This window comes from Candidatus Methanosphaera massiliense (genome assembly GCF_028890305.1).
GTDB lineage: Archaea > Methanobacteriota > Methanobacteria > Methanobacteriales > Methanobacteriaceae > Methanosphaera > Methanosphaera massiliense.
Genome location: NZ_JARBXM010000001.1, coordinates 696,056 through 721,080, shown reverse-complemented (window position 1 = coordinate 721,080; position 25,025 = coordinate 696,056). Strand labels below are relative to the sequence as shown.

General features: G+C 31.4%; 18 protein-coding genes and 1 tRNA gene. 3 read left to right on the top strand and 16 right to left on the bottom strand.

The genetic code is table 11. The features are described 5' to 3' along the window. Positions 1-221: 221 nt before the first annotated feature. The 10 genes from OTK55_RS03500 to OTK55_RS03455 form a co-directional block, all read right to left on the bottom strand. Complete coding sequence (locus OTK55_RS03500) at positions 222-2,423, bottom strand: UvrD-helicase domain-containing protein (RefSeq protein ID WP_274870628.1); 2,202 nt, start codon at positions 2,421-2,423, stop codon at positions 222-224. A gap of 87 nt (positions 2,424-2,510) precedes the next feature. Then, positions 2,511-4,826: an FAD-dependent oxidoreductase gene (locus tag OTK55_RS03495; RefSeq protein ID WP_274870626.1), complete on the bottom strand. Its 2,316-nt coding sequence runs from the start codon at positions 4,824-4,826 to the stop codon at positions 2,511-2,513. Then, positions 4,819-5,787, bottom strand: a complete 969-nt coding sequence (hdrB, locus tag OTK55_RS03490) for a ferredoxin:CoB-CoM heterodisulfide reductase subunit HdrB (RefSeq protein WP_274871758.1) — start codon at positions 5,785-5,787, stop codon at positions 4,819-4,821. Before hdrB ends, OTK55_RS03495 begins: the two co-directional genes overlap by 8 nt. Before the next feature lie 28 nt (positions 5,788-5,815). Beyond that, the gene (locus OTK55_RS03485) at positions 5,816-6,424 is read right to left on the bottom strand and encodes a 4Fe-4S dicluster domain-containing protein (RefSeq protein ID WP_274870624.1); all 609 of its coding nucleotides are present in this window, start codon (positions 6,422-6,424) and stop codon (positions 5,816-5,818) included. Between the two features lie 187 nt (positions 6,425-6,611). Further along, positions 6,612-7,988 carry a cysteine--tRNA ligase gene (cysS, locus tag OTK55_RS03480; protein ID WP_274871757.1) on the bottom strand — a complete coding sequence of 459 codons (1,377 nt, stop codon included), beginning with the start codon at positions 7,986-7,988 and terminating at the stop codon, positions 6,612-6,614. 156 nt (positions 7,989-8,144) lie between these two features. Continuing rightward, positions 8,145-8,215, bottom strand: a tRNA-Cys gene (locus OTK55_RS03475). A gap of 446 nt (positions 8,216-8,661) precedes the next feature. Then, positions 8,662-8,868 carry a histone family protein gene (locus tag OTK55_RS03470; protein ID WP_274870622.1) on the bottom strand — a complete coding sequence of 69 codons (207 nt, stop codon included), beginning with the start codon at positions 8,866-8,868 and terminating at the stop codon, positions 8,662-8,664. A gap of 258 nt (positions 8,869-9,126) precedes the next feature. After that, positions 9,127-11,451, bottom strand: a complete 2,325-nt coding sequence (locus OTK55_RS03465) for a heavy metal translocating P-type ATPase (RefSeq protein WP_274870620.1) — start codon at positions 11,449-11,451, stop codon at positions 9,127-9,129. A 22-nt stretch (positions 11,452-11,473) separates the two neighbouring features. Then, positions 11,474-11,848, bottom strand: a complete 375-nt coding sequence (locus OTK55_RS03460) for an ArsR/SmtB family transcription factor (RefSeq protein ID WP_274870618.1) — start codon at positions 11,846-11,848, stop codon at positions 11,474-11,476. A gap of 167 nt (positions 11,849-12,015) precedes the next feature. Then, the gene (locus OTK55_RS03455; RefSeq protein ID WP_274870616.1) at positions 12,016-12,906 is read right to left on the bottom strand and encodes a hypothetical protein; all 891 of its coding nucleotides are present in this window, start codon (positions 12,904-12,906) and stop codon (positions 12,016-12,018) included. Between the two features lie 365 nt (positions 12,907-13,271). Between OTK55_RS03455 and OTK55_RS03450 the strand changes: the two genes are divergently transcribed. From OTK55_RS03450 to OTK55_RS03440, 3 genes are all read left to right on the top strand, one after another. Next, on the top strand, positions 13,272-14,312 hold the full coding sequence (locus tag OTK55_RS03450) for a hydroxymethylglutaryl-CoA synthase (RefSeq protein ID WP_274870615.1): 1,041 nt from the start codon (positions 13,272-13,274) through the stop codon (positions 14,310-14,312). Positions 14,313-14,366: 54 nt separating this feature from the next. After that, positions 14,367-15,527, top strand: coding sequence for a thiolase domain-containing protein (locus tag OTK55_RS03445; protein WP_274870613.1), 1,161 nt, complete (start codon positions 14,367-14,369; stop codon positions 15,525-15,527). A 95-nt stretch (positions 15,528-15,622) separates the two neighbouring features. Beyond that, positions 15,623-16,315 carry a hypothetical protein gene (locus OTK55_RS03440; RefSeq protein ID WP_274870611.1) on the top strand — a complete coding sequence of 231 codons (693 nt, stop codon included), beginning with the start codon at positions 15,623-15,625 and terminating at the stop codon, positions 16,313-16,315. Between the two features lie 197 nt (positions 16,316-16,512). On the opposite strand, the gene OTK55_RS03435 is transcribed toward OTK55_RS03440, so the two are convergent. From OTK55_RS03435 to dapB, 6 genes are all read right to left on the bottom strand, one after another. After that, complete coding sequence (locus OTK55_RS03435) at positions 16,513-17,016, bottom strand: hypothetical protein (RefSeq protein WP_274870609.1); 504 nt, start codon at positions 17,014-17,016, stop codon at positions 16,513-16,515. A gap of 192 nt (positions 17,017-17,208) precedes the next feature. Further along, a complete protein-coding gene (gene thsA / locus OTK55_RS03430) occupies positions 17,209-18,828 on the bottom strand; it encodes a thermosome subunit alpha (protein ID WP_274870608.1) in 1,620 nt (539 codons plus the stop codon). 223 nt (positions 18,829-19,051) lie between these two features. Continuing rightward, positions 19,052-22,468, bottom strand: coding sequence for a hypothetical protein (locus OTK55_RS03425; RefSeq protein ID WP_274870607.1), 3,417 nt, complete (start codon positions 22,466-22,468; stop codon positions 19,052-19,054). A gap of 46 nt (positions 22,469-22,514) precedes the next feature. After that, positions 22,515-23,006: a phosphatase PAP2 family protein gene (locus OTK55_RS03420; protein ID WP_274870606.1), complete on the bottom strand. Its 492-nt coding sequence runs from the start codon at positions 23,004-23,006 to the stop codon at positions 22,515-22,517. Positions 23,007-23,111: 105 nt separating this feature from the next. Next, positions 23,112-24,164, bottom strand: a complete 1,053-nt coding sequence (gene asd, locus OTK55_RS03415; RefSeq protein ID WP_274870604.1) for an aspartate-semialdehyde dehydrogenase — start codon at positions 24,162-24,164, stop codon at positions 23,112-23,114. Positions 24,165-24,197: 33 nt separating this feature from the next. Continuing rightward, entirely contained in the window at positions 24,198-25,019 is an 822-nt protein-coding gene (gene dapB, locus OTK55_RS03410; protein WP_274870603.1) for a 4-hydroxy-tetrahydrodipicolinate reductase, read from the bottom strand. Positions 25,020-25,025 lie beyond the last annotated feature (6 nt).

Here is a 25,025-nt window from a genome sequence, read left to right as displayed (position 1 = left end):
ATGGCAAAAGTCAAAGGAACAAACAGAAGAACCAGACCAAAATCTGGATACAAAAAACAAGGAAACAAGAAAGGAAGAGGAGTAAGAGAAAAAAGATACCACGGATAAGTGTTATAATAAATAACACATCAAAACTCTTTTTTTTATTCTAAACTACTAATTTTTAAAACAATTATTTAATTACTCATTTTAAAATAAATTAAACAAAGATAAGTATACATTTAAATATTTAACAAATTATTCAAATTATCCCAATGCCAAACCTTATCCCTGCTCCAACCAGTAGCAACATTAGGAATTAAAATATTATCCTGGAAATCACCCTTATAACCATAACGCATACTATTCAATCCAACAAGAATAAGTACAGACTTTGCACGAGTATAAGCAACAAAATAACGTCTTATAAGATCATTAAACTCATCATCAAGACCCGTATGTGAATCATAACTATCATCTAAACTAGAATATTTCCTAAGATATCTTTCAATATTAAATGTCTTACCACCACGATTAGGGAAACGCTTAAATGCTGTAGAACTTGAATTATTATAGATATCCGAGCCCACATCAACAATGACAACATCAAACTCCAATCCCTTAGACTGATGAATAGACATTATATTAATATTATCCTCATAATTAATTTCAAACATGTCATCATCAATATCAATAGCACCAGAGGCAATAGGAACTAGAATATGCCAAAAGACCTGCTTTGTAGATAATAAACCATCAACTGTAATAGCATTCTTTGTCTGAGTAATAGTATCCATTATAATATCATGATAAATTGCGTTCTCCTGTGACTCATCCACTAAAGAATTACATTCATTATCTATATCTTCCAGTAAGTTATCTAGGTTAATAACATCCCCCTCTAAAATAATTGATTTATCCGTGCTAGATATGTACTCTGTAGCATATTTTCTCCATGATTTTAATACATTCTTTGTATGTGGTGGAATATTATCAAGATTATCCTGAGTTTTACCTTCAGGGTCAATAGACAACAAAATCAAACCACAAATCAATGACACTATATCAGTAGATTCAATATTTTGACCACGGGGATTAAATACAACCATCTTCTCATCCTTATAAGATATGCTTTCCCTCACATAGAAAGGTAATCTCTTCTTATTAAACGCGTTAATCTCCTTAGGAGAATTAATAAGTAATGCAATAGACGGATTATTTCCTGCAGAAATATCATAAGAAACACCGTGACGAGTAACCTTAAAACTGTTACCCATTTTAAGATTATATATCAAATTAGATAAATCAGTGGATAACTCCTCAATATTATTTCTAAATAAACCAATAACAGGTAAACCATCCACAGTATTCTCACATGGAACAATCAAAGGCTTGTTAATAGTACGGTTAGAAAGATATCTATTATCCATATGAATAAATTCATTTGTAAAATCAATAATATTACTTGTAGACCTGTAATTCTTTTGTAAGAATATAGTATTAGGCCTAATAGATAAAGCTTCATCAATTCTTTCCACGTAATCTGTAAATAATTCAACACTAGCACCACGGAATCTATATAATGACTGGTCATCATCACCAACTACGGTAATATTACCATTATTATCATTCACATGACGTGCTAATTTAAAATAAATCTGTTCCTGAAGATAATTCGTATCCTGATATTCATCAATTAATAATACACGTACACCTTTAACCTCAGGAATAAGATTATCAGCTAATAAATCATAGAATATCCTCTCAAGTAATGGATAATCAAGAATATCCCGTGAATACAAGCGTTGATTATAATCATCAATAATCTCATACATTACCTGTTCACGACCAGCACTAGCCTTAATAGCATCATAATCCACCATGTCATAAACCAATCTTTCCCTGATATCCTGTACCAGATTATTCATTTCAGCAGTATTAACACCACCACTATTATTCTTTAATTGCTTAAAGAACTGTTTTAAACGTTTATCAGTATTACGTTCTCCATCAAGTAATGTTTGCATCATCACAGCAGAAGATGTGAAATTATCAATAACATCAATATCACGAACTTTTGACACGTAATCCTCTGCAATACTATCAAGCGTGCCTATCATCAGAGAATTAAATGATTTAGGTAAAGGTATGTCTAATGCACCACATAATAACTTAGCCCATTCAATAGTTCGATTATTCAATTCACGTGCAGCTTTCTTTGTGAAAGTAGTGACTATAACTTCATCTAAATTTACATCATCAACAAAAAAATACTTTAAAATCTTTAAAACAAGAACAGTAGTCTTTCCACTACCAGGGCCCGCTACAATATACTGACTATTAGATATATCTGCCATGATAGCTTCTTTCTGATTAATATTTTCACTGATATTTCTATCTAATACAGTATCTACTAATTCTATAAATTTATCCTCAGATATCATGTGTAATCTAAACCTCTATTACTAAAAAAAGAAATAATATGGGAGAGTAGCATGGAAGTGATTTACATTCAACTACTCTTCTGAATGTTAATATGATTCATTTTTGAGATTATTATCAAACTCTTTAAACTGATTAGCCAATCCTCTAAAGTATGGAATAAATACACTGTGAATTAACAATCTGTTAGGATTAATACCATCCTCTTCTAATTGTTTCTTCATGATATTCACGTTTTTTCTAATCTCATTATGTTTAGAAGTATCAGGATACTCTCCTAGGAATACTCCATCAGCACCATGAGTTAAAGCATATTTAACATGTCTATACTTTACACGGTTGATGAATGGAACATTGATAATACGTACAGAGTCAGGACAAGTAACTCTGTTAATACCCATATTGTTTGCTGAAACATTACCAATATCATCCAGGAATGCTATGATTATTTGTTCATCATCACGTTTATCTTTCAACATTCCACGAATACTTGCCTCTAATTTATCATCACTCTGTCCCTGTATACTAATAGCTTCCTGTGGACATGTGAGTATACAATCACCACATCCAGTACAGGAGATAGGATCTACATGGATAGACTGCCTGCTAAGTGTAATCGCCTGATAAATACAATTATCCACACAGGTACCACATAGGATACAGTTTTTAACATTAACTGTAGCAATAAATGGTTCAACCTCTAAACCACCATTAACTAACTCGGAAATCTTAGTTGCAGCTGCATTAGCTTGAATAATACTATCAGTAATATCTTTTGGTCCCTGAGCTGTACCACATACGAAAATACCTTCAATATCTGTTGTAACAGGTTTCATCTTAGGATGTTTTTCTTTGATGAAATTATCCTCTGTTCTTGGAACATTCAATGTATTTGAAACTTCAATAGTTCCAGCACTAGCTTCAAGTGCAGCTGATAACACTACCAGGTCTGTTGGAATCTCTTCCCTAATACCGGTTAGTGTATCTTCTATCCTTACTATCATATGGTCATCTTCCTGTGCAATTTCTCCAGGACGTCCACGAATAAGCTCTACACCATTATCTTGAACATACTTGTAATATTTCTCATAAACACCTACGGTACGGATATCAGTGTAGCATATGATAACCTCTGTATCAGGGTAATGTGTACGGATAAGATTAGCATTTTTAAGAGCAACCATACAGCATACCTTGGAGCAGTATTTATTACCACCTGGAAGCTGGTCTCTTGAACCAACACATTGTATCATTACAACACGTCTTGGCACCTTACCTGTTGAGGGTACAAGTAATTTTCCATGAGTAGGACCATTAACACCCATAATACGTGCTAATTCCATTTGACTAATTACATCATCATATAATTCATGACCATACTCTGGTCTTTTACTTGTATCAAAACGTTGATGTCCAGTTGCTATTACAACAGATCCTACTGTTAGTGATATGATATCATCAATAGCATCTAAGTTTATTGCATCTGTTGGACATACCTTTGTACATGCTCCACATTTTATACAGTGTTCATCATCGAGTGTGTATGTACTTGGAACTGCCTGCGGAAATGGCTTATATATTGCTTTACGATTAATTAATCCTTCATTCCACTCATCTGGTGTGATTACAGGACATGCCTCGGTACATCGGCCGCATCCAGTACACTTGTTTGGATCAACATATTTAGGTTTTTTTCTTAGGATTACATCAAAGTTACCTGCTCTTCTTTCAGAACGTTCTAGTTTAGTGTTAGTTAGTAATTGAATGTTCTTATTATGTACCATCTCGTTTATAACTGGATTTAACAGACAAGCGGCACAGTCCTCTGTTAATTTTTCTGGCGAGAATACTTTACCTACCTGTACCATTGCTCCGCCTACTGCAGGTTTTTGTTCTATTAATGTTACTTTCATTCCCTGTTTTGCTAGGGATATTGCTGTTGTTATACCAGATATACCTGCTCCTATTACCAGTACCTTATTTTTTACCTGTGTTGGTATTTTCTGTAGTGGTTCATCATATTTTACTGATTCTATTCCTGAGTTAATTAGAGATATTGCCTTTACTGTTGCTTTTTCAGGGTTTTCTGTTACCCATGAGCATTGTTCTCTTATATTTGGCATCTCATATAAGTATGGATTTAATGGTTTTATGTAGTTCTGGAATGTTTCTCCATGTGTTACCTTTGAACATGCTGAAATTACTACTCTATCTAATCCTTCTCTTAGGATTTGGTCTTTTATTATTTTTCTTCCTTCTAATGAGCATAGATTTTGATGGTGTTTTATGGATACTACTTCATCATTTTTAGATAATTCTTCCTCTATTTTATCCATATCTAATACATCAGATATGTTTCCACCACAGTGACAGAGAAATACTCCTATTTTATGTTTTTCAGTCATGTATTTTATCCTCCCTGTCATCATACTCTATGCCTAGTTTATCTAGTAATGGTTCTACTCTTATTGTATGAGTTTGTATTCCCAGTACTTTATATGGGTCTGCTCCCATGTATAATGCTACTAGTTGTGCTATGTTTAATACTGCCATGTGTTTTTTATGATTTGTCTGGTTTTGTATTACTTTTTCATATCTGTCGAATTGTAGGTGGCAGTTTGGACACATTACTATTAATAAGTCCACATCTTCATTGTATAGACTTTCAAATTTATCTGTTGATACTTCTAGTGATAAATCCCTATTAGCATATCTCTGTCTGAATCCACATCCGCATGTGAGTTTTTTATGGTCATACCATCCTATTGTTGGTGCACCTATTGCTTCACATATTTTATCTAAGAGTTCTGGGTCTCTTACTCCTTCTAATGTGTCATGGTAGTGTACCTTGCAGTAGTGGCATCCGTGGTGTGTTGCTATTTTTATTCCGGATAGATCTACTTTTTTATATTTTGATAGTTCGTCTCTGTGAGCATATAGTATTTCTGCTGCGTGTGTTATATCATTTACGGGGTCTATATCTCCTTTATGATATTGTAAGTCTTCTAATCCATTTTCTCGGAATGATTTGTTGATTTCCTCTCTTACATCATCTTTTTCGTTTAGTATTACTGCTGCATTCTTTAATATTGCATAGCATGTTGCACACATTGGTACGTAGTGTTTGTGATTGTTTTTGATTGCGTGACTGAAGTTTCTTGCTGCTAATGCTGTTGTTGATAATTCATCAAATATATCATAATAATGTCCTAGTCCTGTACAACATGACTGATTACGGTCTATTAAGTATTCTATTCCTAATTTATCAAATATATATTTTGTTGAGGCTTCTATACCTGGATATTCTGCAGATACTAGACAACTTCTAAATAGGGTGATGTCTTTGTCAGGTATAAATTTGTTCAATTCTTCCACTCCTTTAACCTCCTACCTGTTATTTCTTTTCCACGTCTTTAATTTCCTGGGTACGTTTTGTGAATCCTATGGCTTTTAGTGTTTGTCCTATTTCTTCCTCTGCTTCTGGTAATAAATACATGCTTTCTAATCCTAAATCATCTCGTACTTCTTCTAAATGATCTTGTAATCTATTCCAGTGATTTCCATAGTCTTTTGATAGTTGTCCATGATATTCTTTAGGTATTATTCCCAGTCCTTTTTCAATGTAGCTATCTGCAAAGCTTATGAAGGAGTTTACTTCTCTTTTTCCGTTATCTTGTTCTATTGCCATTTGTCTTAGTATTTGATTTATTTCGCATACACTGTTTCCTACTGGACAGATACTGTGACAATTATAGCAGTAGAAGCATTTCCATATTTCTTTATCTTCAAGGATTGTTTTATCATTATCTAGCACTCTTTTTGTTACTTCTCTTGGGTCATAGTCTGAGTGTCTTGCTGCCGGGCATGTTGATGCACACATTCCACATTGTACACATCTTAGTAATCCTAAGTCTTTTGAGGCTTTTATGTCTTTTAGTACTCTGTGTGCTAGGTCATTTTCGTCTCCTTGTTTTTTCATTTCTCGTCTTCTAACTTTTGTCAAAGTTAACACCTATTATAAATAAAATTTTATGTAATTATTTTCATTCATTTTTACTTAATGTATCATTATTTCCTTGATAATTTATTATTTATTTCATTAACAATAATAAATTTAGTATATATCTTTTATCAATTAATAGATTAATTTAACAACGTTATATATTTTATTAAAAAAATAAGAAAAAGGATTATTTATCCTCAAGATTAATATCCAAACTAGCTAATTCATCCCTTATTTTATCAGCTAAATCCCACTCTTTTTTAGCCCTTAATTCCTGTCTAACATCAGTAATTAATGTTAATAATTCATCAGATAAGTCAGAACTTAAATCATTTACAGGTACAACAGAAAATCCAAGAATATCCTCAACTTCTTCAAAAGTATCTAAGATAATCTTTAAAGAATCTTTTGAAATAGCATTATCATTTAATGATTTATTTAATTTATGAGTAAAATCAAATAAACTAGATAATGCAATAGGAGTGTTAAAATCATTATTCATAGCATCAAAAAATTCATTTTTAAATTCATTTACCATGCTTAACACATCTACTTTATCCTCTGCAGGTAAATCATCTTCACCATATTTTTCCAGTACATTTTTACCAGTGTTTTGTATACGGTTTAAACTATTTTCTGCCTGTTTAAGTATTTCCTCACTAAAATCAATAGGACTTCTGTAATGAGTAGATAATACAAAGAATCTGTATACTTCTGGACTGAACATTTCAAGTAATTCCTTAATTGTAATGAAGTTACCTAATGATTTACTCATCTTTTCTCCACGTACATTAAGAAAACCTGTGTGCATCCAATATTGTACTAATGGCTTTTTACCAGAAGCTGCTTCCATCTGTGCTATTTCAGCATCATGGTGAGGGAATATTAAGTCTAATCCTCCACCGTGTACATCATATTGTGGTCCAAAGTATGCTTCAGTTATTGCTGTATCTTCTATATGCCATCCCGGTCTTCCATTACCCCATGGTGATTCCCAGTATGGTTCTTCACCTTGTTTTTTCCATAATGCAAAATCTTTAGGATCTCTTTTGTTACTATCTGTCTGAACTCTTGCATTATCCTGTAAATCATCAAGATTTCTGTTTGATAATTTACCAAAGTCTTCATATGCTGATACATCAAAGTATACTCCTGATTCTGTATCATATGCATATCCCTTATCTATGAGTGTTTGAACTTGATTTATTATTTCATCCATATGCTCAGTAGCACGTGCATAGAAGTTAACATTATTCACATTTAATCTTTTCATATCATTAAGATATTCTTTTTCAAATCTATGTGATAATTCCAGTGGGTCTTCTCCTCTTTCTTTTGCTCTTTTTATTATTTTATCATCTATATCTGTAATATTTTGTAGATAAAATACTGAATATCCTTCATGTTTAAGATATCTTACTATTACATCAAAGGAAATATATGTTCTTGCATGTCCTATGTGTGAATAGTCATATACTGTTGGTCCACAGACGAAAAGTTTAATTTTATTGTTTTTTACCTTTAACTCTTCTTTTTCTCGGGTCATTGTGTTGTAGATATTAATCATGATTTCTAAATACTCCTAAAATAATTGTAAATCATATAAGAATTATGTATATTGTTAAAACTATAAAATTTTTATTTAAATAAAATATTCTATTAAAAAAAATAGTCAGTTCTTGTAGATAAAATTATTAAATATTAAGTTTAATTATGTTGAAGCCAAGGTAGGGATTTGAACCCTAGTATTATGGTCTGCAGCCACACACCTAGCCGCTCGGTCACCTTGGCATATAAAAATAGTTAAAATTTAGTAAGCATTATTATATATCCAGTAAATAATATTTATACTTTACGGTATTATAATATGGAAAAAAATATTAAAAATAAATGAAAAATTAAAAACATGAAAATTATTAAAATAACATGATTTTTTAATAAATTTATAAATATTTTAAAAATAAAATAATATTTCTATAAAAAATAACAAATTAAAAATGATTAAAATTTCTAAAATAAAATTAGATATAAATTAATAAAATAAGCAAAATTAATCAAAATCGATAGTAAAAAAGATACTTTAATAAGCTAAGATAAGTTTTTTAAATTTAACATTACCATCATATATAATATTCAATTAAATTAATTCATTTAAAAAAATAGTCTCTAATAATTAAGTTAAATAGTTTTAAAAAAAAAATAAAAATATAAAAGTCTTATATAAACCTCATATGTGATTATAAATCTTTGCAAGCTAATTCTATATCTGATGCTTTAACTGTTTTTCTTCCTGCGTGTTTTGCAAGTTTTACTGCATCTTCTGCAATATCTGTACCGATTGATTCTAGTACATCAGCTAATTCTGCTTTTGCATCATCACTAATTCTAGCTGCACCTGCGTTTTTTAATAATCTACCTACAGGAGCAATTGGTAACTCAGCCACATTTTCACCTCCATCTATATTTATAATTAGGTTATAATACTATTTAAAGATATTGTAATATATAAACTCTTTTATGTTAAAAATAAGAATTAATTATTGATAAATTTGTTAACTTAGAATTAATTATAAGATATTGATAAAATACATTACTAAAAAGAAGTCTATATTATAATAAAATAATTTAACCGTGTTTATGATATAATAATAAAAAGAGTTTTAAAAGATTCATAAAAAAATAAGAGATAAAAGATACAATGTTTAAAATATTGGATCTTTTACAATTCCTATTCTAAATGAGTTAAGGATAACCAACAAGGTTAGTCCGAGATCTCCTATACCTACAGCCATCATTAATGTAATTAATCCTAATATTGCAAGTATTACAAATAAGAATTTTACAGATAAAGCTGTAACTATATTCTGTTTAATAATATTATCCGTTTTGATACTTAATTTAAATAAATATGGTAATTTTGTTAAATCATCCTGCATTAAAGCAACATCCGCAGTTTCTATTGCAACGTCAGATCCTGCTGCACCCATAGCTACTCCTATATTAGATCTTGCTAGTGCTGGTGCATCATTAATACCGTCACCAACCATTGCAACATCACCAAATTTATTTCTGATTGTGTCAAGTATATTTAATTTATCTTCTGGTAATAAGTCTGAGTAAATGTAATCTATGTTGATTTCTTCACCTACTGCTTTTGCTGCTATGCTGTTATCACCTGTTAGCATAACTGTTTTTATACCAGATTGTTTGAGATTTTCTATTACTTCTTTCGTTTCATCTCTAATTTTATCGGTTACTGTTAATATACCTATTACTCCTACTTTGTCTCCTACAAATACTACTGTTTCTCCTTTATTTGCATATTTTACAACAGTATCGTATGGTATATCAAAGTCACTTTCTTCTATTAGACATTCATTTGCTGCGTAGTATTGTTTGTCTCCGATATATCCCACAATACCTTTACCTGGTACATTTTTAAAGTTATCAATTTCTTCTAAGGATATATTTTTTTCTTCAGCGTAATTAGTTATTGCTTTACCTATAGGGTGACTTGCTTTTGTTTCAAGTGAAGCAGCAATTTTTATCATGTCTTCTTCAGAGTAGTTATCATTTATCATTTCTATGTTGTTAAGTTTTAATTTACCCTCAGTGAGTGTTCCTGTTTTATCAAAGATAACTGCTTTTATTTTACGCATTTCTTCTACGTAGCTACTTCCTTTGATAAGTACTCCTTTTCTAGTTGCTGAGGTTATTGCTGATACCATTCCTATTGGTGTTGATATTAGGAATGCACATGGACATGATATTACCATTAATGATAATGCCCTGTATACCCAGTTTACTAGGTCTCCTCCAAAGAATAGTGGTGGTATGAATGCTACACATGCTGTGATTACTACAATTACTGGTGTGTAGTATTTTGCTATTTTTTCTACGAGTGTCTCTGTATGTGATCTGTTTAATTGAGATCTTTTTACTAATGTTACAATTTTTGATATAACACTATCTTTGGATTCTTTTGTAACCTGTACTTCTATATAACCATCCTGGTTTACTGTACCTGCATATACTATGTCATCTACAGCTTTATTTACTGGTACACTTTCACCAGTGATTGATGCCTGGTCTATTGATGATGTTCCTGCAATAACTGTACCGTCTAATGGTACTTTATCTCCAGGTCTTACTACTACAGTATCATTTATATGTACTTCTTCAATAGGTTTTATTTCTTCAGCACCATTTATTTTTACTCTTGCAGTTTCTGGTGCTATTTCTACTAATGATTTGATTGAATGCTGTGCCCTTTGTTCTGAGTAATCCTCAAGGAATTCTGATAGGAAGTATAATAATGTTACTGCGGCACCTTCTTCTGGATGTCCTATTAGGAAAGAAGCTACTGCTGCTATACACATTAATACTGCTGGTGATATATTGTGACGTTTTAATGCATTTTTAGCCATGATTGCAATGTCATAACCAGATATTACTGCACCTAATCCAAATACTAATGTTGCTGGTATTCCATTATATACTGAGAAGTAATTTAGTATATGACCTATAACAAATAGTATACCACTTGATACAATAATTTGTATAGATCTGTTCTGAATTAATGGTACACCTTCTTTTATTACTTCTTCTTCATCGTCATCATCATCACAACAATCATCACAGTTGCATATTTTTATATCATCGTCATCACAGCAATCGCAGTTATCTTCATGATGGTCATGTTCGTGATGGTGATGATGTTCGTGTTCATGTTCGTGATGGTGATGATGTTCATCGTCGTTACAATCATCACATGTACACATTTTCACATCAACATCTTCCATATCTTCGATTTTTTCAGTATTGTGTTGATATACACTGAAATCTGTGTGTTCTTGGAAGTCTTTTAGTAATTTTTTATTATAATGCTGATGATTCATACAGTGAGTGTTTTCACAGTTAGGATCCATACATATATAGTTAAAGTGTTCAGGGTTAAAACACTCTTTTTTATCACAGGATGGATCATAACACCTATTTTGTTCAACATTTTTATGAACTTCTGCCATATATTTCCACCTTATATAAGTTTTATTCTAATACGTGTTCGATTCCTATTTTAAGTATTTCGGTTACGTGTCTATCTGCTAAAGAGTATCTTGCTTGTTTTCCTTCTTTAACAAATTTTACTAAGTTTTTACTTCTTAGTGTTCTTAATTGATGTGATACTGCTGATTGACTCATATCTAATGCTTCTGAAATATCACATACACATAAGTCTTCAACAGCTAACAAGGATAATATTTTTAGTCTTGTTGGATTTCCGAAGATTTTAAACGTATCGGATAATTCCATGTATGCCTCTTCGTTTAATAAATTCTCTTTTGCTCTTTTTATTGGTTCTTGATGTAACACTGGTATGCTGCACATGTCATCTCCGACATTGTATAATTTATCTTCTTTCATTTGAATCACTTTACATATGAATATTTATTCATATGTTAATATAAAGTTTTTTGAAAATTACTAAAAAAAATATTAATATTAAAAGATAAAAACAACCTAAAAACAAAAATAAACACTACAAAAAATTAATTAGAAAAAAAGAAAAATTAAGATAAGAGAATAAATAATTATTTAATCTCTGTGTTACCACTTTCTACAGAGGCCATAGTATCACTACTACTTGAATTATTACTACTTGAACTATTAGTAGTACCATTACCAGTACTATTACCACTAGTGCTATTGTCTAATAAATGATTAAAATCAAAATTATCTAAAGCACTGATTACATTACTAATTTCCTGTGAAGTACTGTTACCATAATACTCATTAGTTACATAAACTATTGATGGAATATTATCTGAAATTAATGGAATTGACACTGAACTTGCATATGAATATTTATTTGGAGTATATACTCCTATACCTGTAGTATTTGAAATATTTGAAACAGCTACTTTTGAAGTAAATGTATCCTCAGATGGTACAAACATGTATGAATTTGAATCATTTGCATCATGTATATCTACACTGAAATTATATTGATTGTTAATTATATCTGGTACTGCATATTCATTAGCTAATGACTCAGACATATTATTTACTGTAAGGTTACTTGAACTATTGCTACTGTTATTAGTTTGAGTATTGTTTGTTGTGTTAATCACGTATATATCATAGGCATATTTTAAATTTTTAGCATTTTCCATTGTTGGAATAATAGCATTTGAACTCTGTTTTCTCTGATCCACACCAACAATTAATGCAATATGAATATCGGAACTAGCATCACCATAAGAAGAATACTTAGTAACACTACCCATACTATTATTACCAATTACCGTTTGTTCAACACTAACCGTATTATTAGTCTGATTCTCAGTATCATTTTCAACAGGAGCTGTTGGCTGTGTACCATTTAACATGACAGTAGCCCCCATAATAACAATTACTGCAATAATCAATACGACAAGTATCTTAGAAGAACTGATTGGAGAACGTCCTGAATCACCATACATAAATTAACCTCCAATTACCTAATTGTCTCATTCTGACTATATGCATATAATAGAATATTAGTCCATGAAAATCTTATCTATTAATAAGATATATTATTATAAAACACGTGACTAATTCCTAAGATAAATATTTTTTATATTAATATTATTTGTTACTCACATAATAAGAAAGTTATTATATTAGGTTATTCTATATAAAAGATAACAAAAATTTGACAAAATATGATAAATATATTAATATTATTAACTAAATCATATAATTATAGACTAGATAATTGATTCTAAAATATATTAGGTATAATACATTTATACAAAATATTTAGAAAAGAAAAAAATATTATTAATTATACATCGCGGGTGATAAAATGACAGGAATCGTCGGATATGGAGCTCATATTCCCTCATACAGAATAAAAGTAGAAGAAATTGCTAAAGTATGGGGAGATGACCCAGAATCTATTTCAAAAGGATTAATAGTAAAACAAAAATCAGTCCCAGGACCAGATGAAGACACTGTAACAATTGCAGTAGAAGCAGCAAGACGCGCACTTAAACGAGCAGAAATAGATCCACAAGATATAGGCGCAATATATGTAGGATCAGAATCACATCCATACGCAGTAAAACCAACAGCAACAATAGTAGCAGATGCAATAAGAGCAACACCAAACCTCACAGCTGCAGATTTAGAATTTGCATGTAAAGCAGGAACAGCAGGTATTCAAGCAGCAATGGGATTAGTAAAATCAGGAATGATTAAATACGGATTAGCAATAGGAGCTGACACATCCCAAGGAGCACCAGGAGATGCATTAGAATACACTGCAGCAGCAGGAGGAGCAGCATACATCATCGGTGAAGATAACACAATTGCAGACATTGAAAAAACATGCAGTTACACTACTGATACACCTGACTTCTACAGAAGAGAAGGACAAACATACCCTTCACACGGAGGAAGATTCACAGGACAACCAGCATACTTCAGACATGTTCTAGGAGCAGCTAATAGGATGCTAGAAGAAACAGGTACCACTGCAAAAGATTATGACTATTGTGTATTCCACCAGCCAAATGGTAAATTCTACATAAGAGCAGCAAAGAAATTAGGATTCACAGAAGAACAATACAAACGAGGATTACTAACTCCAACCATAGGAAACACTTATTCTGGAGCAACACCACTTGGATTAGCATCAGTACTTGATATAGCAAAACCAGGAGATAATATATTCGTAGTATCATACGGTTCAGGTGCAGGAAGTGACGCATTCAAAATAACTGTAAATGATAGAATAGATGAAGTACGTAATAATGCTAAAACATCCGATGAAATACAGAAAAATGTAACCTATGTAAACTATGCAACATATGCTAAATTCAAAGGTAAAATACGAATGGATTAGAAAGACTATAAAAACGTGAAACCAAGAAATAAACAAGAAATAGGAGGATAAACCATGAGAGATGTCGCAATAATAGGAGTTTCCCAGACAAAATTCGGAGAATTATGGGAAAAATCCTTTAGAGATTTAGTAGTAGAAGCAGGAGTAGCAGCTATACGAGATGCAAATATGGTTGGAGACGACCTAGATGCTATGTACATAGGAAACATGTCCGGAGGATTATTCGTAGGACAAGAACACATAGGTGCTTTAATAGCAGAACACTCAGGATTAGCACCAATACCAGCAACAAGAGTAGAAGCTGCATGTGCATCAGGTGGATTAGCACTAAGACAAGCAATCATGGCAGTAGCATCAGGATATTACGACCATGTAATGGCTGCAGGAGTAGAAAAAATGACTGATGTAGTAGACGCAACACCAGCAATTGCTGCAGCAGCAGACCAAGAATGGGAAGCACAACAAGGAGTAACATTCCCATCACTATATGCAATGATGGCAAGAAGACACATGTACGAATACGGTACAACACGTGAACAGATTGCAGGATTTGCAGTACTCGGACATAAAAACGGTGCATTAAACCCTAAAGCACAATTCCAAAGAGAAATAAGTATAGATGCAGTACTTAACTCAACAAAGGTAGCAGAACCATTAAACCTACTAGATTGTTCACCTGTATCAGACGGAGCAGCAGCAGTAATAGTAGTACCAGCAGACGAAGCACATAAATATACTGACACACCAGTATATGTAAGAGCATCAACACAAGCATCAGACACAATAGCATTACACAGCAGAAAAAGTTTAACAACAATCCAGTCAACAGTACTAGCATCCAGAAAAGCATATGAAATAGCAGGACTAAAACCAGAAGATATGGATGTAGCAGAAGTACACGACTGTTTCAGTATCAACGGATTACTTGCAATTGAAGATTTAGGATTCTTTGAAAAAGGAAAAGGTGGACAAGCAATAGAAGACGGCTTAATTGAAAGAGATTCAGATATAGCAGTAAACACTTCTGGTGGATTAAAAGCAAGAGGACACCCATTAGGTGCAACAGGTATAGCACAAGCAGCAGAAGTTACCTGGCAATTAAGACAAGAAGCAGACAAACGTCAAGTAAGTGACGTTGAAAACGGTTTAACATTAAATATTGGTGGAACTGGTGGTACAGCAGCAGTACACATCTTATCCATTAACAGAAAATAAGAATAATTATAATTCATCCCCTCCACATTTATACTTTTTCTATACTTAATTTAATTAAAGATAATATTCCTATATAAATAATAGGAGATGATGATTTGCGAAAATCATTAAAAATAGGAATTACACTCATCATACTATTACTAATCATAGTCTCAGTATACTTTCTAGTATTAGATAACAATACCCATACTATTGGATCCAATGATATGGGCTATGTGGAAAAAACAGTATATAATCCTACAGGAGCAGATGCTACAATAGTTCTTGTTACTGGAATTCATCCAAGAGAAAAACTAGCAATAGACCCTGAAATAGATAGTGCTAATCAATTTGCATCAAATAATAGAAATGTTAAAGTAATTAACTATAATGTTAAAGTAACTAAAGATGCTGATGATTATTCAAAAAGTCGTTATAATGGAGAACATCTAGTAAATCAGTATGTTGTACCCGACATTAATAATACTGATGCAGATGTAGTGATAATTAGCCACTCCCATATACCTACCTATGGTGAAGGTTATTATATTGCAACACCCGCTATGGATTCAGCATCAGTAAATCTTGCTCATTCAATTAATAACAGTAATATTGATTTTAACTATTACAGTACACAGAAAACAGAAAATTATAAAAGTACATCTATAGAATTAACATCAAAACCTATTGCTGATGCAGGTTATAAAACACTAGTATATGAAATACCTGAAAACATAACAGAACAAGACAGTACAAACAGGACATATGATTTAATAAATAAGTGTTATGAAATAATAACTACTAACTAAAAAAAAATACAATTAACTACTTTTTTTCATTTTTTTAGATATTTTAGAAAATAGCAGGAATACCTGAAAAACAAATTACAGTTGAAATTATTCTCTAAAAGCACAGATAAATAAAATAAAGTGAAAAAAAAGAGAACTCAAACAAAGAAAATCTAAAAAAAAGGAATCTATTTAAAAAAAAATAGTAAAAAAAAAGATTACTTATGTAACTCCATAAATTCATCACGATAATTATTAAAACGTTTGAAATAATTATCAAGCTCTCTATCATATTCCTCAATTACATTTTGAGGCGCTTCAATCTCAGTTTGACATCCATCAAACAACAACAATTTAACCTCTAATAATGTGAAAAAATCTGAGGTTAATGTAATAGCTAAATTAAGAAACTCGTCAGATTCATATATGGGATCCATTAATAAACATTCAACCATTTCCTTAGTTTCCACAAAATAAGGAAATTCATGAGCCATTAATGTATTAGAATATAAGTTATCAGAAACTGCATCGAAAGAATCCAAGATAATATTAATAATTTCCATTGTAACAACAGTAGATAATCCCTTTTTTGTAGAAGCATCCATACTCCAGAACGTAGTGGGTGATACTATTCTTAAAGATTCTAATAATTCTATAATTAATTTTTTATATTCAGTTAAATCTCCGAAAAAAAGTTCATTAAAATCTAATATCTTACTCATAATTGCTACCCCTAACATGTTAAAAGAATAATTATTGTCTAAGTAAATGTTTGTAAAAAATAAGATATAATAATATAGTTAATAAAAAAAAAGAGTTCATGAAAAAAATTAATTCATGAACTTTCCATTTAAATATTATGATTACAAATTATCAGTAGTCTAGTAGTTCTTAACTAAATAGATCTATCCAATTTACATTGGAGGCATTCCGCCCATACCGCCTTGAGCAGCTGCTGCTGCTGCAGCGTCGCCTTCACTTGAGGAAGCGATTACGTCATCAATTCTTAAAATCATTTCAGCTGCTTCTGCTGCAGATTGTATAGCTTGTTTTTTAACTCTGTGAGGTTCGATAACTCCAGCTTCTTTCATGTCAGTTACTCCACCTTCAAATACATTTAATCCCATGTATATTGAATCTTCGTGAGCTGCTCTTAAATCTACTAAGGAGTCAATACTGTCGAGTCCAGCGTTTTCTGCGAGTGTTCTAGGAACAACTTCTAATGCTTCTGCAAATGCAGTTACTGCTAATTGTTCTCTTCCACTGATGGTTTCTGCATAGTCTTTTAATCCTTTTGCAATTGCTATTTCTGGAGCTCCTCCACCGATAACAACTTTTCCATCTTCAACTGTGGATGCTACTACACCTATTGCGTCTTCAACTGCTCTCTCGATTTCGTCAACAACGTGTGATGTTGAACCTCTTAATAATAAGGTTACTGCTTTAGGATCTTTACATTCTTTTACGAATATCATGTCGTCGCCAGCTACTTTGTCTTCTGTTACGTTTCCAGCTACTCCTAAGTCATCTGCTGTTAAATCTTCGAGGTTTGTGATGATTTTTGCACCAGTTGCTTTTGCTAATTTTTCCATATCTGATTTTTTAACTCTTCTTACTGCTAAGATTCCTGCTTTAGCTAAGTAGTGTTGTGCTAAATCATCAATACCTTTTTGACAGAATAATACGTTTGCTCCAGCTGCTGCTAATCCATCAACCATTTCTTTTATCATAGCTTCTTCTTGTTCTATGAATGCTTGCATTTGATTTGGATCAGTGATTCTTATTTCTGCATCTACTTCTGTTTCTTTTACTTCAATTGCACTGTTTACTAATGCGATTTTTGCATCTGAAACTTCTGATGGCATACCTGGGTGTACTTTTTCCTTGTCGATGATTACTCCTGATACTAATTCGGAATCATCAATTGCTGCACCGTCTTTTGATTCAATTTTGATTTGTTCGGTGTCTACTTTTCCATCTTCTACTACTTGGTTTACTGCACCTACGATGAGCTCTGCTAATGGTTCTCTTGCTTTTTCTGTTCCTTTACCAGTCATTGCTGTCATTGCAACTTTGGTTAAGGTATCTTCATCTTTTGCATCAATTGCAATGTCGTCTAATAATTCGATTGCTTTTGCTGCTGCTTGTCTGTATCCTAATGCTATGATTGTTGGGTGGATTTCCTGGTCTAATAAATCTTCTGATTTTTTGAGTAATTCTCCTGCGATAATTACTGCTGTTGTTGTTCCGTCTCCAACTTCGTCTTCTTGTGTTTTTGCAACTTCTACTAACATTTTTGCTGCAGGGTGTTCAATATCCATTTCTTTTAGGATTGTTACACCGTCGTTTGTTACTACAATATCTCCTAGTCCGTCTACAAGCATTTTGTCCATTCCTTTTGGACCTAATGTTGTTCTTACTGTTTCTGCTAATACTTTTGCAGCTAAGATATTGTTTCTTTGTGCATCTCTACCTATGCTTCTTGATGTTCCTTCAGGTAAGATGATTAATGGTTGTTGTTGTTGTTGTGCCATGTTATTACCTCTATTAATTTAAATCATATATTTTTAGTTTAATATTATTTCATTAAAAAATCTAAATTTCATAATCAGTCTATATTCATAAATGGGTTTGACCTTATATAAATACTTTGCGGTTATTTTTCTGTACAAAACACAGAAAAAGATTAAATCAAATATAATCAAATAAAAACAGAAAAATAATATAAAAAAAAGTAATTAAAGAGAAGTGTGGAGTTTATTTACCTGATTTTACCCAAATAACTCTATCTCCATCACGTGCTCTCTGATAATATTCACGTTTTTCTAATGCTTTAAGTGTTTTAGCAAAGTTCTCTTTCTCAAGATCTGTGAAACCTAACTCTAATAAGTAATCATATAATTCTGTAGCACTCTTAGCATCAGGTAATAATTGATAAATTTGTGATTGGAAACTTGTTAGACCAGGTAATGGTTTAGCAATCATCACTGTGAAGAAATCCTTATACCTTTCATAATCTGTAAGTTGAGCATCTTTGTCATCAAGTTCCTCATTTAACCTATTGATTTCCTGTGAATTTTTCTCATTCTCTTCATGTAAGAGATCAATCTTTGAAAGATCAGATTTTAATGAAGCTATTTCTTTCTCATAATCTGTTTTTAAAGTTGCTTTTTCAGATTCTAATTCACGTACACGAGGTTTTAAATCTTTAAGTTTATCTAATTCCTCATTCTTGTCAGAGATAAGTTTTTTATGATTTTCTATATCTTGATTTTTACGTTCAACAATGTCTTTAAGCTCAGCTATACGGGTATTCTCAACTTCAAGAGCTCGTGAGTTTTCTTGTATAAGTTTTTCTTTATCCTCAATAACTCCATCTTTTCTAGTTATCTCTTCAGATAAATTATCCATCTCTACAAGTTTCCTATTAGCATCGTCAATCTCTGTTTTAAGATTATTAATTACACCATCTTTATCTGAAATGACATTATTTAAGTCAGTTAAATCATCATCTTTAAGTTTTAATTTGTTTTCTAATCTTTCAAGTTGTCTGTTTAAATCCTCTACTGATTCTTCTCTATCTCTTATTTGTTTATCTTTTAATTGAATAATTTCTGCAGATTGTGAATTTCTATCAGATTCATCTTTAAGATTAGATTTCAAGGAATCAATATCATTATTTAATGATTCAATACTTTCAGTTAATTCATCAATCTTATATTTTCTCTGGTTAAGTAAGGAAGTAAGTTTGGTTATTTCCTGGTCTTTTTCTTTCTTATCAGCGTTAAAGTTCTCTTTTAATTTGAATATTTCATCTTCTTTTGAGGATAATTTTTCTTCTACAGCGTTGGAACTTTCTGATAATTTATCTGTTAAGTTCTTGATTTTTTCCTGTGCAAGCTGTAAATTATTTCTTAAATCTTTGATTTCCTTGTTTTTACTAGTGGTTTCTACTTCACTTGATTTGAGTAATTTATTTAGCTGTGATATTTCAATGTCCTTTAATTCTAATTTTTGAGGTAATGCTGCTATTTTATCATTTTTATCTTGAACATCTTGTTTTAATTTGCTTATTTGATCTTCAGAGTTTTTTCTAGTTTCCAGGTAATTATTTCTTAAGTTCTGGTAATCGGAATCTTTTTCTTTTATTAGTATATCTAATGAGTTTTTCTCTTGTTCTAACTTGTTAATTGATGTATTTTTCTCATTTAATGCTTTTTCAAGATATTCTTTCTCTGATTTTATTTTTTCATTATCATTACTTACTTGTTCTAGTCCTTCATTGAGTTCTCTTATTTGTGCTGAAGTATTTCTGCGTAGTTGATTGTAATCTAGTTTTAATTTGTCATATTCTGCATCTTTATCATATAATTGTTTTTTAGTTTCTTTAAGTTGATTATTTAAATCAGATGATTCTTCCCGTGATTGTGATTCTATGTCAACTGAGTCTAATTTTACTTTTAGTTCTGCTAGTTCATCATCTTTTTTAGATAATAGATTCTCTAAATCTTTTACTTTTGATTCGTTTGCATCATTATCTTGAGTTAATGATCTTATTGCTGCATCTTGTTCATTATTTTTTCCTTTGAGTTCTGATAGTTCTTCTGCTAATTTTTGATTACTGTCTTTAAGATCATCGTATCTTTGCTGTAATGTGTTTAATTCTATTGTTTTCTCGTTGAAATCTTTTTTAAGATCTTGTTGTTCACCAGTCTTTTCTCTTGTTTCTGTTAATTCATTTGATAATTTCTCGTTCTTCTCTTCTAGGTCAGAGTATTGTTGTTGTAATTCTTCTAGTTGTGAAATTTTATCATCTAATTCTTCTTTGAAATTGTTGTTTTCTGATTCTTGTGATATTTCTGTTAATTTATCACTTAATTCTTTGTTGTCTGTTTCGATGTTTATGTATTGTTGTTGTAAGGTATCATATTCTTTCTTTAGAACATCATAATCATTATTTTTATCAACTAGTTCTTGTTTTATTGTGTTGTATTCTGTGTCTGGTACGTTTTTAATTTCTTCTACTTGTGATTCTGTTTCTTTTATTTTATTGTTTAGTTGTTCTATCTTGTCATTTGCTATTTTGAGTTGTTGTTCTTTGTCTATAACTGATTCTTTGAGAGCTTCTATTTCAGATGAATCATTAAGATTTACAGAGTTTTTTAATTTGGCGTTTTCTTTTTGTAACTCTTCCATCTTAAATCCTGTTATCTTATTTGAATCTTCTAGTCTTTGATAATCTGCTCTTAGTGAAATTAGTTCTTCTGATTTCTTGGTGTAATCTTCCAGTATACTGCTTGATGTTAATGATTCATCAGATGTTGATTGTTCTTTTAACAAGTTATTTTCTTGTTCTAATTGTTCTATTTTATTATTTAGTTCTGTTACTGTTTCTTGATTTTCTGTCGTTGCTGCATCCTGTATTTCTGCTAATTCTTGTTCTAATTCAGCTATCCTTTGTTCACTCTCAGCATTATCTGCATTAGTATTATTATTTTTTAAGGATTCTATTTCTTCTTCGTATTTTTTTATCTTCTGATCTCTCAGTCCAACTTCTCTTGTTAGTTGATTTTTTAGTTCAGGAATCTCTTTTAATTCTTCATTTTGTCTATCTATTACAGTTTTTAGTTGATGAATTTCTGTCTGTGATGATGCTCCCTTAAGTTGTTCATTTTCAGATTTTAGTCTTGAAATTTCATCTTTTAAATCTTTTTCTGCATCATCATCTGATATTTTTTCAGATTCCTTTAGTTCTGATATTTCTACATTCTGTGTTCTTATTTTATCTTGAAGGTCGTTTATTTGTTTTTTATATTCATCTACATCTTCTGTTGAATTTAAAGAAGATAGGGAAGTCTCTAGTTTGGATTGTATTTCACTTATTTGTAAATCTTTTTCCTTTAATTGTGTGTCTTTTTCCTGTATTTTAAGTTCATTTTCTTTGAGAGCATTTTCTTGCTTTTCTAATTCGTCTGATAATTCATTTATTCTTTTATGTAAATCTGATTTATTACTCTCATTTTGTATTAAAACGTTTTTTACTACTTCGTTTGTCTTGATATCCTTGTTTTCTTCATTTAATTGCTCTTTAAGGCTATTTATTTCTTTAAAACAAGATTTTACTAGTTCTCTCAATTCCTCTGATTCTACATCCTTTAAAAACGCCATATTCATCACTAATTTATATATATTAATTTTAAAGTTTAAAAGTTTTTCTTTATTATAAGTATTTTCTTATTGTTTTATTCATGAACAAATATTCACATAGATAAACGGTGAAAATACCAAATAAAAAACCACCAATTACATCTGATGGATAGTGTACCCCTAAATATAATCTAGAAAGTCCTACAAGTATAGGTATTATCATAAAATATCTACGATGTCCATAATTCTTTCCTAATACATATGCCCATGCAGTACTTAATGCAGTATGTCCTGATGGAAATGAAAAATCTGGTTCCAGACTCACAACAATCAATGTAGATAACACAGTATAAGGTCTTGGACGCATGACACAAATTTTCACTATCTGAACTAAAACATAAGTCACTAATAGTATAACAAATAACCTTTTAGCAACATGCTTTTCTTTTTTGCCACCAAGTAGATATAATATCACTGCTACAGCTAATCCAAAATAAAGTATACCCATACATGAAACAAGCTGAGCTAACATATTAGTAAAAGGTGTATGATACGATAAATTCACAAACTCAAGTATCGCCACATCTATAGAATATAATGAAATCATGATAATCATCTAAATAAAAGAAATTGAAAAAAAAGGAAAAGAATTGGTGGGGTTAAATCTGACTTATAAATATAATTTAGAAATTAACTGAGCATTTAATATTGAAGCTCCTGCTGCACCACGTATAGTGTTATGTCCTACTAGTGTATACTTGAAACTGTTATCGAATACATCTTCACGTACACGACCAACAGAAACACTCATACCATGACCAGCATCCCTGTCCATACGAGGCTGTGGTCTATCCTCCTCTTTTCTTACAATAACCGGTTGTTCTGGAGCAAAGGATAATTTTTCTTTCTGCGGTAATCCTCTGAATTCAGACATTGTTTTTTCTATATCCTCAACAGTAACATCATCTTCCTCAAATTCTATTGCAACAGATTCTGTATGACCGTCTACAACAGCTACTCTATTACATGATGCACTGAGTGGGAAATCTGCTTTTTCAACTAATCCACCATTTACTTTACCTAGTAAATGTAATGTTTCAGACTGCATCTTTTCCTCTTCACTGCCAATGTATGGTATAATATTATCAAGTATACCCATTGATGGAACACCATTATATCCTGCACCACTAATTGCCTGCATTGTAGTAACAGTTACTCTTCTGAATGTATATTTATCAAATAATGGTTTAAGAGTTAATGTTAATGCTATTGTTGAACAGTTAGGATTTGTTACTATACATCCATCCCATCCATTAATATCTTTCTGTAATTCCATCATTTCAAGATGTTCAGGGTTAACCTCTGGAATTACAAGAGGAATATTTTCTTTCATACGATTAACACTAGCATTTGATGCTACAATGAATTTTTCTGCAAATGCAGCTTCTACTGGTCCAGCAAGCTGTGCTGGTAATGAAGCAAATACAAAGTCTACATCATCACTAACTTCATTAGGATCAGTGTTTACTATTCTCATATCCCTTACTTCTTCAGGTATAGGTGTTGTCTGATGCCATGTTACTGCATCTTCATATCTTTTACCTGCAGACCTTTCTGAAGCTGCTACATTTACAATATTAAAGTCAGGTATATTGGAGAGTAATTGTATAAATCTCTGTCCTACCATTCCAGTAGCACCAAGTACACATACATTTTTTACCATTTTAATCATTCCATAATTCCATTAGTACTTTATTTATAATCCAAGTACATCAAACATGTCTGCAATATTTTTATCTTGTTTAGTATTTTGATAGTTAATTGCTCTTATCACACCATTTGCAAATGCTTGTCTTGATGATGCTCTGTGAACTACTTCTATTCTTTCACCATCACCTGCAAACATTACAGTATGATCTCCAACAATGTCTCCACCACGTACAGCATGAATTCCTATTTCATCTTTAGGACGTTTACCAACCATACCTTCTCTTCCATAACAAGCATTTTCTTTAAGATTTAAGTCAAGGTTTTCAGCTATAATTTCTGCTGCTCTTTTAGCTGTTCCTGATGGTGCGTCTTGTTTGTTATGATGGTGAGCTTCTATTATTTCTACATCATAGTCATTACCTAGTATTTTTGCTACTTGTCCTACGATTTCAAAGAATACGTTTACACCGGTAGCCATGTTAGGAGATATTACTGCTTTTACATCATTGTCTTTTATTGCCTTATGCATAACATCTAATTGTTCATCTGTTAATCCAGTTGTTCCTACAACAACATTTACTCCACATTCTGCACATGTTTTTACTGTTTCTACTGCTGCTGATGCTATTGTGAAATCTACTAATACATCTGGTTTAACTGATTCTAATCCTTCTTTTAGGTTTTGTGAGCCTATTATTTCAACGCCCATAGTTCCTAATCCTAATTGTTCTCCTAAATCTTTACCTTCTAAAGGTGTGTTAGGCATTTCTATACCTAATACTACTTCCATATTATCTTGTGCTTGTACTGTCCTAATTATTCTAGAACCCATATTTCCTGCGCAACCTGTTACTGCTACTTTTATCATGTGATT